Here is a 15,604-nt window from a genome sequence, read left to right as displayed (position 1 = left end):
TAGTTATAATGGCGGCTTGACCCCAAATGAATCTGAACGAAGATTTTGGAATACGTACAAGTCCGTGTCCAGTTTTACTTGACCACTACAGGGTGATCATTAGTCACTTTTACGGGTGCAAAATATAACTTGGTATATTTTTTCCACTCAACGTTCGGTCTTGCATAGGACAAGTCCAATTTTGAGTGATCCACTTTAACTAATCCATCTTTAGTTGTTTCTGCATCTGATCCTTGTTGCAGCCTTGCAGGCTCACTCGTGCAAGCCGTCAAACCTAATAAACTCAGTGAAAGTATGCTTAATGACAGTACAGCTGAAGTTATGGAATTTTGCATTAATAAAGTCCCTATTATCATCCGTTAACTAATACCTGCTAACGATATTTTGTTGAATAATCAGTTTATTCCCTAAGAGTCTAAATATGGCACTTACTCGGCAAGAGTCAAATTAATAACAATCTGTACCATAAGCGGTAATTCACAAATACTATGCAGATGCAGAAAACAAAAAAGCCACTTGTCAGTGGCTTTTATTGGTTTGAGTAACAAGGTATAACTTAGCGCTTTACACAGACTCGGTTGTTGGTGTCACGGCTGGTGCGAATAAGATCATCGCTAGCAATTGAAGCAGATTTAGCCAAACGGTCATACAGCAATACGTTAACTGAGGCAGCCAAATTCATACAACCTACTGTAGGCACATAAACTACCGCATCGGCGCTATTAACCACTTGCTGACTAATGGTGCCGTCTTCTGGACCAAAGATATAAATGGCTTTCTCTGGGTGTTCAAATTCTGGCAAAGGAATCGCACCTTCAACAAGATCAACACACACCACTTTGACATCGGGTTCAATTGTGTCAATTAGCGACTCAACCTTAGTCAATGGGATTGAACTGCTAGCCCGCTTGGTATCGGTATTGTATTGGGCAGTGCCGTTAGTGGCAGCCAGCTCATAGCGTTTACCTGTATAAAAGACTGCATCTGCAGCGTAACAACCTACTGCGCGCATGATCCCACCGACATTAGTCGGGCTTTTTGGATTGACTAGGCCAATACCAACGTAACTACTCTTACTCATAACAGGGTAAACTCTTTTCACTCTTTCTATTGGTGCGCACAATATAAAATTGCAAAACACCTTAACTAGCAGCTTGTATTTTACTGCCAGCTTTATTTATGCAGCCAGTTTTGTGCTTAATTGTGTCCATGCATCATTTACTAATGCATAATCGGTATCACTGAGCTCTTCTCTTGCCAATGCTAAACACTCAGACATTTTTACATCTAGTGCCGCCATATCTTGTTCACTCTCAGCTTCTAACTGAGACAAGACTACCGCAAAGTGACCTTGTAAATAACCACTTGCAAATAACGCATCATCGTCGCCTTCAGCAACAATGCTTTCAATCCAATCTTGTAATGTTTGCTCGTACTGCTCAATCATCGAGGGCTCCGCATTTTGGGTTATCAACGCGATGCAGCGATTGCTGACATCTCGTCAAAATATTCAATTTTAATTTTTTGTATGTTATCGCGATGTCAATTAACAGCAACTTACTCAAGGTACTAATCAACTGGGCTCATTTAAAAGGTTCATTTTACCAGTAAATCTTATACAAGATCTGGGTTTGCCACCTGATACATAACGTAATCATGGTAGCCAGTGACCACTTTATAATAACCCGTTAGTGCGATATCCAATTCTGGGTCGCCACTATCCACAATTAATGGCCTGCCATCAAGTGCTTTTAGCTTTGTTTTTGTCGCTAAGATAACAATATTGTCTTTTCCGACGCGCCTTATTAGTTCAGGGCAGAGTTGCTGATTACCCCGACCAAGTATGTGCCCTTGACCGCCAATCAATGTGATAAATAACTTTAGCGGTTTATTTTCAGTAAGCTGCAATAGTTCATTCGCCGATAAGTCACTGGCGACGAGGGTTTCATCTTGAATAAGATCTACACCCAAAAGTGTGTTTTCAAGTCCAAGCTCTCCCATTACTGCAGCGACCGTGCTACCCGAACCCATAACACAAAGGTTATCTTCCATAAGCTCAATCGCTTCAGCAGCAAGGTCGGCAAGCACTAACTCATCGCTTTCTTTACCGCCCATTTTTACTGCCTGTACATATCTAGGCTCTGCTGGCACCTGCATCTCGCCAAAACGCCGAGCTCGAACCACTCCGGTTCTAAAGGCGACTTCATCAATATCCATCACATCGGCGCTCATTAGGCTGACCAAGTCGCCATCAAGCAACATTTTAACCACCATGCCTGACGCGTGAGGGGTGATACCGTATACGCCAGAATGAATTTTCACCCCCGCTGGCACACCTAAAACAGGCAATTTGTCATCGGCAATAGCGTACACGTCTCGCGCCGTGCCATCACCACCTGCAAATAATAACAAATCTAAGGTTTCATTAAGAAGCTCGCTCACCACCTTTTGCGTATCTTGAGCATCAGTTTCTGCTGGTGCTTGATAAACCACTCGCGTGTTAAAGCCCATTGACTTAGATAGGGTTTCTCCCATGTCGCCTGATGCAGTAATGATTTCAATACGACTTTTATAAGATTCAATAACCGCAAGCGCCTGTTGCATTCTCATGTGAGACTTAGGTTCCGCCCCTTTTGCGATAGCCTCAGATGCAACGCCATCACTGCCTTTAAGGCCTACACTACCACCAAGACCTGCCAGCGGGTTGATGATTAACCCCAGTCGAAATTTGCTCACTATCAATACTCCATTTTTGACATTTTCTAGTTATTATTTGAATAAGCTATCTTGCTGTTTCAAGCTGTTCAGGCCTGTGCTCTTTCGGAATTAAAAACACGGCTAGCATGGATAAAAAAGCGCATGCAGCCGCAAAGATCCAAGTCGAGACCGCGCCGCTGCCATCGCCCCAAATAATGCCGCAAAGCCATGTACCAAGAGCGCCACCAACACCAAAACTTAAACTGGCGTAAAGCGCTTGACCTTGACTGCGACGAGTAATATCAAAATGCTTATGCACGAACTGAATTGAAGCTGCATGAGTTAGGCCAAAGGTAAATGCATGTAGCAGCTGGCTAATGCTCAAATAAATTATGTTTTCAACGCCGTAAGCAAGTAATAACCAGCGCACAGCGGTTAAGCCAATACTGACAATAAGCAGTAACTGCACACCAAATCGACCTAGCAGCTTTGGTGCGTACATAAACATGAAAATTTCAGCAACTACGCCAAGTGCAACAAAAATACCGGCAGCTGACTCTGAGTAACCTGCTTGTTTAAGGTACAGCACAAAAAAACCATAAAAAGGACCGGCACTCATTTGCAGCAACATGGCTGACACTAAAAACCAAATAAGCGCTCTATCAAATACTAGCGGTTTGCGCTTAACACTGCGGTCGACAACAGCTCGATTAGAAGGCAATGGTAATGCGCTAATCAGCATACCGATAAACAGTGTCATACCAATATAAGGCAGAATTTGCGGTCCCCAATGACTAATAGCAAAACCGCCACTGACCACCAGTACGATATAACCGACACTGCCCCAGCTGCGAATAGTGCCGTAGCGATTGGCATCGTCGCCTAATGTTTCCAGAGTAATGACTTCAAATTGAGCGAGAATCGCATTCCAAAAGAAGGTATATACTGCAAGGCTAATGGCTAAATAGGCCAAGCCGCCATCATAGAAAAAGGTCAGATAACTTAATGCTGCGGCGCCAGCACCGATTTTGATCAGTTCTGAGCGCATACCGGTTTTATCCGCCACTATGGCCCATAAGTTTGGCGCAATGATCCGCGTACCCATTAAAATTGCTAATAAAAAGCCAATTTCTTGAGCGTCAAAACCACGGCTATCAAAAAAAACGCCAAGATAAGGCACCATGATGCCAAGAATAGAAAAGAAGAAGAAATAACATGCACAGAGCCAGCGAAGTTGCTGCTCTGTGCTTTTTGGTTGAAACATTAACGCATTCCGATAATAGGCGTACTGCTGTTGACATCCATGTTTTGCGCGCGGTGACGTAGTAAATGATCCATTAATACAATTGCTAGCATGGCTTCAGCAATCGGCACAGCTCGAATACCAACACATGGGTCGTGACGACCTTTAGTGACCACCTCAGCGGTTTCACCTTGGGCTGTCATGCTTTCGCCTGGCACACTGATGCTTGAAGTTGGCTTCATCGCAATATGGGCAACAATCGGTTGACCCGATGAAATGCCGCCTAAAATACCGCCTGCATGGTTAGAAGCAAAGCCTTCTGGCGACATCAAATCGCGGTGCTCTGAACCTTTTTGATTGACCACTTCAAAACCATCACCAATCTCAACACCTTTAACCGCGTTTATTCCCATTAATGCATGGGCAATATCTGCATCGAGTCTGTCAAATACTGGCTCGCCTAGGCCAACTGGCACGCCTGTTGCCACTACAGATACTTTCGCACCAATCGAGTCGCCGCTCTTTTTAAGCTCACGCATATACTCGTCTAATGAATCGAGTTTTGATGCGTCAGGGAAGAAAAAGGCATTTTGTTCAATTTGCTCAAAATCAACGGTTTCAGCCGAAATAGGTCCAAGCTGCGATAAGTAAGCGTGAATTTCGACGCCATGAACTTGCTTAAGGTATTTTTTAGCCACGGCACCTGCTGCCACTCGCATTGCAGTCTCACGAGCAGATGAACGGCCGCCACCGCGATAATCGCGCTGACCATATTTTTGCTGGTAGGTGTAATCGGCATGTCCCGGACGGAACAAGTCTTTAATGTTTGAGTAATCTTTACTGCGCTGATCGGTATTTTCAATCAATAAGCCAATTGACGTACCAGTAGTTTGACCTTCGAAAACACCAGAAAGAATGCGCACTTCATCAGGTTCGCGGCGAGCAGTAGTATAACGAGAGGTACCAGGGCGGCGTCTATCTAAGTCGTGCTGCATATCTGCTTCAGTCAACTCAACACCTGGAGGACAGCCATCAATAATACAGCCAATTGCGACGCCGTGGCTTTCACCGAATGTTGTAACTACGAAATTTTGACCAATACTGTTTCCCGACATTCGTTTTATCGCCCTCTATCGCATTATTCTAATTATCATTTACCCGGTTTGCCGGTAAATTCCTCATCAAATACCAACCTTGTTGTAGGAGTACAGATTGGTAGATCACCAAATAGCCTAAAGCTACTTGGTGATAAGCCGCAGCCTAAGCTGCGGCTAAACACTATTATTCACTATCTTTATAGATAGCGAAAAGTGATTCATTTTCAACTAGCTGGTCACGGGTTAATACAAACACGCCGTCACCGCCATTTTCGAAGTTAACCCAAGTAAATGGCACATCTGGGAACTGCTCGCTTAAATGCACCATAGAGTTACCCACTTCAACGACCAATAAACCGTCTTCAGTTAAGTAGTCGGCCGCATTAGCAAGAATGCGTTTAGTCAGATCTAAACCGTCACGACCTGATGCTAAACCAATTGCTGGTTCATGGTGATATTCATCTGGCATATCACCAATATCTTCAGCATCAACATATGGCGGGTTAGATACGATTAAATCGTAATGTGGACCTTTTGGAATCGCCGAGAACAGATCGGATTCCATAGGGAATACTCTATCCATCACTTCTAGCGTTTCAATGTTGATCTGCGCCACTTCAAGTGCATCAACGCTAATATCTAGCGCGTCGACTTCAGCATCTTCAAATTCATAGGCACAAGCAATCGCGATACATGCGCTACCGGTACATAAATCCAATACGCGATTTACTGGCTTGTTATATAACCAAGGGCTAAAACGATTGGCAATTAGCTCAGCAATCGGTGAACGCGGCACTAACACACGCTCATCTACATAAAAATCTAAGCCGGCAAAGCGTGCTTGGTTTGTTAGATATGGAACCGGTAAACGCTCTCTTACACGGCGAATAATCAGCTCAACAATCTTATGTTTTTCACTAATAGTTAGATTAGAGTGAATAACTTGCTGACCAATTTCTTCTGGCAGGTGCAATGCATGAAATACTAACGCGACGGCTTCGTCCCATGCGTTGTCTGTACCATGGCCATAGTAAATATTTGCATCATTAAAACGACTGACACCCCAACGTAGCATATCGCCAATAGTGCGTAATTCTGTAACCGCTTCATCAACAAAAATCTTATCCAAAATTCACTCCAACTTTTTAATTCCGAATCATTGTAACTGAAGTCTATTCATAAGGCATCGGATTCAATAAAATAGAAGCATGAATAAAAGCAAAGATAATGATGAACTGGCCCTTTTTGCAGAGTTGACTAAAGGTATCACCCCTTTACAACAAAATAAGCGCCATTTTATCGCGGCACCTAAAGACCGCAAAATCATTGAAGAGAAAGAACAGCAACTGCATGCTGATAGCTATTTCTCGGACACCTATCAGCCTTTACTGCCTGTTGATGGCCCAATGAAATGGGTACGAGACGATGTGGATAGTTATGATGTGAAACGACTTCGTCGTGGCGACTATGTGCCTGACCTTTTGTTAGATATGCACGGTATGCGTCAAACAGAAGCTAAGCTCGAACTGGCTGCACTGATCCAAGCCTGTATTAAGCAGCAAAGTCATTGTTGCTGCGTAATGCATGGCCACGGCACCGGCATATTAAAACAAAATATTCCGATGTGGTTAGCGCAGCACCCACACGTAAAAGCGTTTCATCAGGCGACCAAAGAATGGGGTGGCGACGCAGCCTTGTTGGTACTGATTGATATTGGCGATCAGCCTTATCGTCGCTAATACTCAAACTCGTTATACGCCCTACAATAAAAATCAACCAACAAAAAAAGTGAGTCACCTAACAATTAGATTGACTCACTTTTATTCATTCTAATGAATTATCACAACATAAATACCGACATAGCTTGATTGCGATGGCAGTGACCACTAACTTATCGAGTGCGGCGCATGTTGCCAAACAAGACTATTTTTGTCAGCGACGCGTTCAATTAATGTCACGCCTGATGTGGCAAAAAGTGGCGGTTCAATGCCAGAGACAAGCTCACTGACTAGGTACCCAAGTAATGGCATATGCGCTAATACCAACACATTTTTAGCCTGATATTGCTCTGCATAAGCAATCACCAAATGCGCCACCTGCTCAGGAGAGCCTGAAGGGACCAACTCGTCTAAGGTAATCCACTTATGCGGCTCAGGAAAATGTTTACTCACCTCTTGCCAGCTTTGCTGTGCACGTAAGTATGGGCTAACTAATACTAGATCAAACTCTTTGACCGTTCTTGCTAACCAATTACTCATCAATGCGGTGTGATGACGCCCCATATCGGTAAGCTTGCGCTCTCGGTCTGAATGAGCGTTATAACCCGCTTCACCATGGCGCATTAAAAATAGCTGCATACTGCTTTGCTACTCCCAACTCTTTATTGTTATTTGGTAATTGTAGTCCGAATCACAACAGCAACATACCGTTATTTAGTTATTAATTAGTCGAATAGTGTGCCAGCAACTAAAATGTGATCTTGTAGCAAACAGAACCGTAAGCTTAAATTGTGTCAAATTTAATCAAACTCAAGTTAATTTAAACGTTTGTAACGGTTGTGTTTGAAGATAAGCAGAAATAGTGGCAAGTTAAGTTAATCAGTCTAACTCATTATTTTTACGACAACAGTTACCGTTTAGGTTAGACCTTAATCTAGGCACTAGAACAGGACATTAACCCTAAGCCTGTTCACGATATCGGAGCCATGCCTTGTCAAAAGCAATACATATCAAAACCAGCCCAAATGATCATCGCCATTATCGCCATTTAACACTTAAAAATGGCCTATCTGTTTTATTGGTTGAAGATAAGCACGCTACTCAGTCAGCTGCATCGATGGCTGTCGCGGTTGGCCATTTTGACGATCCGGTTGAACGCCCCGGCATGGCACACTTTCTTGAACACATGCTATTTTTAGGCACTGAAAAATATCCAGAATCTGGCGAATACTCAGCGTTTATTAATCAGCATGGTGGCACCAACAATGCTTGGACGGGAACTGAACAGACTAATTTCTTTTACAGCATTAATGCCGAGCAATTTGAAGCATCGCTAGATAGGTTTAGCCAATTCTTTATTGCTCCATTGTTTAATATCGACTTAGTCGATCGTGAAAGACATGCGATTGAGTCGGAATTTAGTATGAAGCTTAAAGATGATGTACGCCGCGTTTATCAAGTACAAAAAGAGACGGTCAATCCTGCCCATCCTTTTTCAAAATTTTCAGTGGGAAACCTTAAAACCTTAGCGGGCGAAGAATCTGGACTGCGTGAAGAGCTGCTGCAATTCTATCAGCAGAAATACAGTGCCAACATTATGACTCTGTGTTTAGTGGCCCCCATGAGTCTTGAGCAACTAGAGCTGCTAGCAAAGCAATATTTTAGCGACATTAGCGATCATGTTCGCAGCGACAAATACCCTGATGTTGCGCTTTACTTACCCGAACAACTACAAGCAAAAATCAATATCATCCCGTTGAAAGAGCAAAAACGGGTTGCAATCACCTTCGCCCTTCCTGAACTTGAACGATTTTATAAACATAAACCTCTGACGTTTATTAGCCATTTACTTGGCTACGAAGGTAAAGGCAGTTTACTTTCATATTTAAAAGAAACAGGTCTAGCCAATAATCTATCCGCTGGCGGCGGCGTTAATGGCTATAACTTTAAAGATTATAATATCAGCATTCAGCTTACAGACCGTGGCCTTGCAGATCTAGATACCGTAATCAGTGCTACTTTTGAATATATCGAACTTATCAAAACCCAAGGTTTACAGCCTTGGCGCTATGATGAACGAGCAGCCTTATTACAAGTCGCTTTTCAATACCAAGAGCAAGTTAATGCGTTAGATTTAGCCAGCCATTTAAGCATTAATATGCATCACTACGAGATTGAAGATGTTATTTACGGCGATTACCGTATGGATGGACTCAACCTCGAAGAAACTGAGTTATTGTTATCGCTAATGACACCGGCAAACATGCGAATTCAATTAATCGCATCAGAGCTTAGTACCAACAAAAAAGCGGCCTGGTATCACTCACCTTACCAGATAAAAGCACTCAATCAGCAGGCTATAACTCGTTGGAGCACGCCCGGTAATCGTCCAGAGCTATGTTTACCCGATAAAAACCCCTTTATTATCAATGAATGCATAGCGCGCACCGATAAAAGTAAACACCCGGTGCCGACTGTTGTCGCCCAAAAGGCTGGTTATCGTATTTGGCACCGCAAAGATGATGAGTTTAACGTGCCAAAAGGTCACTTATATCTCTCGCTTGATTCAGCGCAGGCAGCAGCATCACCAAGGCATGCCGCCCTCACCCGTCTTTATGTTGAAATGTTGCTCGACTATTTAACTGAGTGTACATACCAAGCTGAAGTCGCAGGGCTTAGCTACCATATTTATCCGCATCAAGGCGGCATTACTCTGCATTTAACCGGATTTACCGGCAAGCAAGAAACGCTATTGGAGCTCGTGATCTCCAAGGCTCGTGAACGTAACTTTACCCAAAGTCGCTTTGACTTAATTAAGCGCCAAATACTGCGTGCTTGGTACAATCACTCGCAAGCAAAACCTATTTCGCAATTGTTTACCAGCCTCACAGTAACCTTGCAAAAGCGCAGTTTTGAACCTGCTAGAATGGCCGAAATACTCGAAGAAATCACACTTGACGATCTGCATGCGCACGTAAAAAGCTTTTACGAAAAGATCCATCTAGAAGGCTTGGTGTATGGTGACTGGTTAGAAAGCGAAACTAAAGTATTAGGTGACCGACTAGAACGTATTTTATCGTTAGTGACCACGCCGAGCCAGGAATCATCCCGCGAGTTAATTGACCTGTCAAACAAAGGTAGCTTATTGCGTGAGATCCCCGTATCACACCCAGATAGTAGTATTATCGTGTATTACCAATCTGATGTAACAACACCTGAAACCATGGCGCTATTTAGTTTATTAAATCACACCATGTCTTCAACGTTCTTTCATGAGCTGCGCACTCAACGCCAGCTCGGCTATATGGTGGGTACAGGCTACCTGCCGCTCAATCGCTACCCAGGCATTATTTTTTATATTCAATCGCCTACTTGCGGGCCTCAATTGCTACTTGAAGCTATCGATGAGTTTATTGCAGACTTTGCTTACGCCGTGCTGCAAATAACTAATGAGCAATGGGAAGCCACTAAACATGGCTTGGTCAACCAAGTATTAGTACAAGATTCCAGCTTAAAAGTACGTAGTCAACGCTATTGGTCGAGCATAGGTAATAAAGATACCCAATTTAACCAACGAGAGATGGTGGCAGAACAAATTAAGCAACTAACCCGTGCAGATTTAATCAAGTTCATTATGCAAAAAATGCGTACTAAGTATTGTGACCGCCTAGTTCTGTTTAGCACTGGTGATGCCCACCATGATCAAGCACCACTCGAATCAGACAAAATGATCACAGATTTAAGAGCATTTAAACAGGCCGCCCCTCAGTTTGATTATTAACTGTGAAAACTTAATTAACACAAACTGATAAAACCATCCGATAAAAATCAGCAGAACGACTTAAACCTAGTAAATGAGGTAAAGCAAATAGACAAAAGAGCTAGTTTTAACAGTTAAAGCAACACAAACAACTTTAAAGTTAATAACAAGCAGAGTATGAAGTGTGCAAACAATATCCATAACTAACTATATGCACTAAATAACAACCTATTTTTTTTGACAAGGTGATCACTTTCTGGAAAAGTAACAATTACAAATAATTTCCTTTCCGAACTGACAGGTAATTAATCAGTATATGTCTAAAATTACACTAATAATTATAATATTTCTTCTTTCCATATCATGGGCCTCTCCTGCTTTTGCCCTATCCCTAAGTTCTACTGCACTTGGAGTTTCAGACGGTTTATCGCAAAGTAATGTAACAACGATTGTCGAGGATTCAGATGGTTACATCTGGATAGGCACGGTGAATGGCCTTAATCGCTATGATGGTCAAGAGTTTAAGCATTACTTCCCAACGTCAGACAATGGGCTTCCTAGTGCTTTTATACGTAGCCTGTTTATTAGCAGTAATGGCACAATGTACATAGGTACAGAAAAAGGCTTAGCTTTTTATGATCAACAAAAGGGGAAGATAACAGCAATAAAGTCTGATGGCTTTGCCCAAAATGATGCTGTTTGGTCTATTTCTGAAACTAATAGCCTCATAATTATCGGAATGAATAATAAAGTTCATGTAACAAAAGAAGGTCCGAATAAAGGTGAGCTTAAGCTAGTAGATACATACGCAGGTAATTATAATGGAGTAAAGCAAGTATTAGCAATAGGGACTGATTTCTATATAAGAAATTATGATGGCAAGGTTATCAACCTTTCTATTCCAGAAAAAGAAATAGCAAACAATGTAATTGAAATAGCAAAAATCGATAGCCAGCTTTTTCTATTCAAAAAAAATGGAGTCTACTCCGCATCATCACAGGACAAACCGATTAACAATAGCAGTTACGTAAGCGTTTCAAATACTGATAACTATATAGTTGGATTAAAAGACAAAACTATTTTCAACCTGAAAAATCTATCCAAACCAAAAAAGATCGGCAGTTTAAACATTTCAAGCCAACCATTTAAGACGCCTACAATATATAGAGGTCTAACAAAAACATTCATATCAGATCAAAACAAAGGACTCGTCATAATTTCCGACAGTCGAAACCTAGTCGAATCATCTATTCCAAAAGAAGGTAATATATGGTCATTAATCAAAGACGCAAGCAACTCTTTAATCATCAGTTCTGATAGCGCTAAAATCAACATTTATGATAACGAATTCAACTTAAAGAAAAGCATAGATACTGGCATCCTTGGGCCAAAATCAGTTATCAATGTCAATAAAAAACTTTATATAGCAAGTGCAAATGGTCTCCACGAGTTAGATGTTGATACTAATAAAGTTACCCTGTTAGTAAAAGGTTCATTTTTCACATTAAAGTTAAGTGATAACAAAAAAAATATAATAACAGGTTCAACTAGTGGAAATTTAATTACTTTTAACATTGAAGAAAATACAGCTAAAACACAGTTAATAGACGAAGGCAATCCTATTTTCAGTATTGAAACCTATGGTGAAAGCATATACATCGCTTCTCAAGGTGGCATATTTCAACTTAAAAACAACATAATAAGCCCACTCTACAATGACCACTTTGTAATCAGCTTAGCGATGATTGGTGAGGAACTTTACTTTGGGACAGGAACTTCTTTAAAAAAGATAAACTTGTCAACGTCTGAAATAACAACAATATATACTAATAATAAGCCGATTTTTTCTATTGGCAACAATAACAATACCATTACGCTGGCATCAATAAATGAGATAATATTAATAAATAAAGACAGCGGAAAGATCACAAAATTAGATAAAGAGCTAGGCACACAAGTCGAATACAATGCAAATGCAATATATTCTAACGACACATCCACATTAGTTGGAGGCGTTTCAGGTGTAAGCATAATCTCCACTAAAAAACTGCAAAATTATATCAACTCAAGACAAGCTCCAATCGTAAACCTTAAAGAATTATTAATATTTAACATTCCAGAAAAATCAGGCGGCAATGTTTTAAGCAACCAATTTTCTAGAACTTATGATATAAAACTAAAGTATTCTGATTACCCTTTTACTATAAATTTTAACAGCCCAGGCATCCCACAAAACAGCATCGAATATGTTTATCAAATGCAAGGATTATCGGATTCACTAATTCAGTCAAAGGGTACAAATTCTGCGACCTATACAAACCTTTCTCCTGGTGAATACAAGTTTTCAATTTATGCTATTGATCCTATAACAGGAAAACATGGAGAAACCAGAGAACTCAAGGTAGAAATAACCCCACCTTGGTGGTTATCGGATTGGGCTAAATCTCTTTATTTACTCTGTATTTTACTCATTTCAATCCTAATAATAAAAATAATCTTAAGACGTCGAGATATCCAAAAACAAATAGCGAAAAGTGAAGAAAGGTTAAAGCTTTCACTATGGGGAAGCGGCGATGAAATGTGGGACTGGGATATAGAGACTGGACAAATATATCGATCAAATATTTGGGGGTCGCTGGAATTCCCACAGGATGGACAAAGATCAGGCAATGCTGCAGGAGAAAGCAACATTCACCCAATGGATCAAGAAAGAGTCAGAGAAGCCTTAAATAAACATTTTTATGGTGAAACTGATCATTTTGAGGCTGCTTATCGAGTCAAGAGCAAAGCCAGTGGATGGATTTGGATATTAGATAGGGCGAAAATTGTTGAACGTGACGAAAATGATAATGCGCTTCGAATGACCGGTACAATTAAAAATATCACTAACTTCAAACAAGCAGAAGAGCAGTTAAAGCTATTTGAGCGCGCGATTCAAAATATATCTGAAGGTATGTTTATACTTGATAACGACTTTAGGTTTGTCGAAGTTAATGAAGCCTGCTGTGCTCAAATAATGTTAAGCAAGACTGAATTTATTGGCTCTCTTTTTAATTTTGATTTATATCCTGACAGTTACTCAGAGCAAATCAGAACAATTTTAAGGCAACAAGGGCGTTGGAATAATGAAGTCGAAGCTGTGAAGGGAGACAATACTAGCTTCCTAATGGAGCTATCCATTGACGCTATTTACGATGAGCAAGGCGAACTATCGCATTATGTTGGTGTATTCTCGGATATAAGTCGCCGCAAACAACAAGAGGAAGAGCTCAGGAAGCTTACTAATAACGACTTACTGACTAATCTTCCAAATAGATCTAACTTAATAGTGACGCTAGGCAACTTAGTGAAGCGAGATACACACCACACTCTTATGGTTCTCGATCTAGATAATTTTAAAAAGATTAATGACTCTTTAGGCCATCAAGTTGGCGATGAACTTTTAATACAAGCAGCAGAGAGAATTGAAGCAGCTGTACCGGGGCACACAAGTATTTATCGCTTAGGTGGGGATGAATTTGCCATCCTCATTGACAAGAATCCTGATATTGGCACGAGTGCAATTATTGCAAAAGATGTTATTCATGCGTTTGAAAACCCATTTATTCTTAGCCATGAAAAAGTTGTTGTTGGAGTAAGCATAGGAATCGTGCTCTACCCCGAAGATGATCAAAATGAACAAGCACTATTACGTAAGGCTGATATTGCTATGTATCACGCAAAGTCAGGGGGAGGGAATCGTTATCAATTTTATTCAGAGTCTCTCAATAAAAATGCAATACGACAACTTGAAGTAGAGAACCTAATAAGAGAGGGAATAAAAAGTGATTTATTTGAGGTCTATTATCAACCTAAGATTAATCTAAAGTCTGGTCTAATGGCAGGTATGGAAGCATTAGTTCGCTTGAATCATCCTGAACAAGGTTTAATTCCGCCGAATAGGTTTATCCCATTAGCTGAAGAGAATGGCTTAATCGTTGAAATTGGCGATATAGTTCTAAAAAAAGCATGCTTTGCAGCTCAGAATTGGCGTAAGCAAGGAATATTTAATGGAAGAGTTGCTGTCAATTTATCGTCGAAACAATTTGCACTTCCCGATTTACAGCAACGTATAGAGTCAATTTTACGACTAACTCAATTACCAGCAGCTAATTTAGAGCTGGAAATTACTGAAGGCACCGTCATTAAAGAGCCTGAAAAAGCGATTAAAGTGATGCAACAGCTTTCAAGAATGGGGGTTAGCCTAGCATTGGATGATTTTGGTACAGGTTACTCCTCTCTTTCCTATTTAAAACAGTTTCCTATTCATACATTAAAGATAGATAAAGCTTTCGTAGATGATATTGATAAATCAGACCGAGACCTAAAAATGGTAGATTCAATTATTACTATCGCTCATAACATGGGTCTGTCGGTCGTTGGGGAAGGTGTTGAGGAGACATCTCAACTAAACATACTGAAAGCATTAAAATGCGAAGAAATACAAGGCTTTATATTTAGCAAGGCAGTAACGGAACAAGAGTTTACAAAGCTTTTACATAAAGATAAGAATAAAGAGCAACTAACACTACCAAAGAACTCGCTGCAACCAAAACGCAACTAAAAATCAACTTTGGCACAACAACTGCAGATACCTTTTCAACAAGTCAAAAATATAACCATATATTTATTACTCAATGAAAAGGTAAAAAAATGAAAAACATAATTAAAGGATTAGCTACGTCAGTTGCTATTATCGGATCATTTTCAGCTGTTGCATCTCATAATACTTTAGAAGCTCAAATTTATAAAAACTCTAAAGTTTCAGAAGCTATCACTAATACCCTTTATTCTGGCATTCCAAACATTAAGTACACCGCCGGCATTCCAAACATTAAGTACACTGCTGGTGTTCCAAACATTAAGTACACTGCTGGTATTCCAAACATTAAGTACACCGCCGGCATTCCAAATATTAAGTACACCGCCGGTATTCCAAACATTAAGTACACCGCCGGCATTCCAAACATTAAGTACACTGCTGGTATTCCAAACATTAAGTACACTGCTGGTATTCCAAACATTAAGTACACTGCTGGTATTCCAAACA

The 15,604-nt window shown here is 40.8% G+C and carries 12 protein-coding genes; 4 read left to right on the top strand and 8 right to left on the bottom strand.

Translation table 11 applies throughout. The features are described from left to right. Positions 1 to 74: 74 nt before the first annotated feature. From L2748_RS21250 to prmB, 7 genes are all read right to left on the bottom strand, one after another. Entirely contained in the window at positions 75 to 335 is a 261-nt protein-coding gene (locus L2748_RS21250) for a DUF3313 domain-containing protein (RefSeq protein ID WP_220782918.1), read from the bottom strand. Positions 336 to 556: 221 nt separating this feature from the next. Next, on the bottom strand, positions 557 to 1,081 hold the full coding sequence (locus L2748_RS21245) for an RNA methyltransferase (protein WP_220782919.1): 525 nt from the start codon (positions 1,079 to 1,081) through the stop codon (positions 557 to 559). Between the two features lie 96 nt (positions 1,082 to 1,177). Continuing rightward, positions 1,178 to 1,447, bottom strand: a complete 270-nt coding sequence (locus L2748_RS21240; RefSeq protein WP_220782920.1) for a YfcL family protein — start codon at positions 1,445 to 1,447, stop codon at positions 1,178 to 1,180. Positions 1,448 to 1,614: 167 nt separating this feature from the next. Next, positions 1,615 to 2,736 (bottom strand): ATP-NAD kinase family protein, encoded by a 1,122-nt coding sequence (locus tag L2748_RS21235; protein WP_220782921.1) that lies wholly within the window; start codon positions 2,734 to 2,736, stop codon positions 1,615 to 1,617. 46 nt (positions 2,737 to 2,782) lie between these two features. Next, positions 2,783 to 3,961 carry an MFS transporter gene (locus L2748_RS21230; protein ID WP_220782922.1) on the bottom strand — a complete coding sequence of 393 codons (1,179 nt, stop codon included), beginning with the start codon at positions 3,959 to 3,961 and terminating at the stop codon, positions 2,783 to 2,785. Beyond that, complete coding sequence (gene aroC, locus L2748_RS21225) at positions 3,961 to 5,055, bottom strand: chorismate synthase (protein ID WP_220782923.1); 1,095 nt, start codon at positions 5,053 to 5,055, stop codon at positions 3,961 to 3,963. The genes L2748_RS21230 and aroC overlap by 1 nt, the downstream gene beginning before the upstream one ends. Positions 5,056 to 5,221: 166 nt before the next feature. Continuing rightward, the gene (gene prmB, locus L2748_RS21220; RefSeq protein ID WP_220782924.1) at positions 5,222 to 6,166 is read right to left on the bottom strand and encodes a 50S ribosomal protein L3 N(5)-glutamine methyltransferase; all 945 of its coding nucleotides are present in this window, start codon (positions 6,164 to 6,166) and stop codon (positions 5,222 to 5,224) included. Positions 6,167 to 6,245: 79 nt separating this feature from the next. Here prmB and smrB point away from each other — a divergent pair, with 79 nt between their 5' ends. Continuing rightward, positions 6,246 to 6,776 carry an endonuclease SmrB gene (gene smrB, locus L2748_RS21215; protein WP_220782925.1) on the top strand — a complete coding sequence of 177 codons (531 nt, stop codon included), beginning with the start codon at positions 6,246 to 6,248 and terminating at the stop codon, positions 6,774 to 6,776. A gap of 147 nt (positions 6,777 to 6,923) precedes the next feature. Here the strand turns inward: smrB and sixA are convergent, their stop codons facing one another. Then, positions 6,924 to 7,394 carry a phosphohistidine phosphatase SixA gene (sixA, locus tag L2748_RS21210; RefSeq protein WP_220782926.1) on the bottom strand — a complete coding sequence of 157 codons (471 nt, stop codon included), beginning with the start codon at positions 7,392 to 7,394 and terminating at the stop codon, positions 6,924 to 6,926. Positions 7,395 to 7,746: 352 nt separating this feature from the next. Here sixA and L2748_RS21205 point away from each other — a divergent pair, with 352 nt between their 5' ends. The 3 genes from L2748_RS21205 to L2748_RS21195 form a co-directional block, all read left to right on the top strand. Next, the gene (locus tag L2748_RS21205; RefSeq protein ID WP_220782927.1) at positions 7,747 to 10,536 is read left to right on the top strand and encodes an insulinase family protein; all 2,790 of its coding nucleotides are present in this window, start codon (positions 7,747 to 7,749) and stop codon (positions 10,534 to 10,536) included. A gap of 295 nt (positions 10,537 to 10,831) precedes the next feature. Beyond that, complete coding sequence (locus tag L2748_RS21200; RefSeq protein ID WP_248957737.1) at positions 10,832 to 15,118, top strand: EAL domain-containing protein; 4,287 nt, start codon at positions 10,832 to 10,834, stop codon at positions 15,116 to 15,118. A gap of 89 nt (positions 15,119 to 15,207) precedes the next feature. Next, a partial coding sequence (locus L2748_RS21195; protein ID WP_248957736.1) for a hypothetical protein occupies positions 15,208 to 15,604 on the top strand: 397 nt, incomplete at its 3' end.

Origin of the sequence: Shewanella sairae, assembly GCF_023283535.1 — a bacterium.
Lineage (GTDB): Bacteria > Pseudomonadota > Gammaproteobacteria > Enterobacterales > Shewanellaceae > Shewanella > Shewanella sairae.
This window is presented reverse-complemented; position numbering and strand designations above follow the sequence as displayed.

What these genes read in the sequence shown, in the direction of transcription:
- L2748_RS21250 (WP_220782918.1), bottom strand. Translation starts at nt 335, where the DNA reads ATGCAAAATTCCATAACTTCAGCTGTACTGTCATTAAGCATACTTTCA.
- L2748_RS21245 (WP_220782919.1), bottom strand. Translation starts at nt 1,081, where the DNA reads ATGAGTAAGAGTAGTTACGTTGGTATTGGCCTAGTCAATCCAAAAAGC.
- L2748_RS21240 (WP_220782920.1), bottom strand. Translation starts at nt 1,447, where the DNA reads ATGATTGAGCAGTACGAGCAAACATTACAAGATTGGATTGAAAGCATT.
- L2748_RS21230 (WP_220782922.1), bottom strand. Translation starts at nt 3,961, where the DNA reads ATGTTTCAACCAAAAAGCACAGAGCAGCAACTTCGCTGGCTCTGTGCA.
- aroC (WP_220782923.1), bottom strand. Translation starts at nt 5,055, where the DNA reads ATGTCGGGAAACAGTATTGGTCAAAATTTCGTAGTTACAACATTCGGT.
- smrB (WP_220782925.1), top strand. Translation starts at nt 6,246, where the DNA reads ATGAATAAAAGCAAAGATAATGATGAACTGGCCCTTTTTGCAGAGTTG.
- sixA (WP_220782926.1), bottom strand. Translation starts at nt 7,394, where the DNA reads ATGCAGCTATTTTTAATGCGCCATGGTGAAGCGGGTTATAACGCTCAT.
- L2748_RS21200 (WP_248957737.1), top strand. Translation starts at nt 10,832, where the DNA reads ATGTCTAAAATTACACTAATAATTATAATATTTCTTCTTTCCATATCA.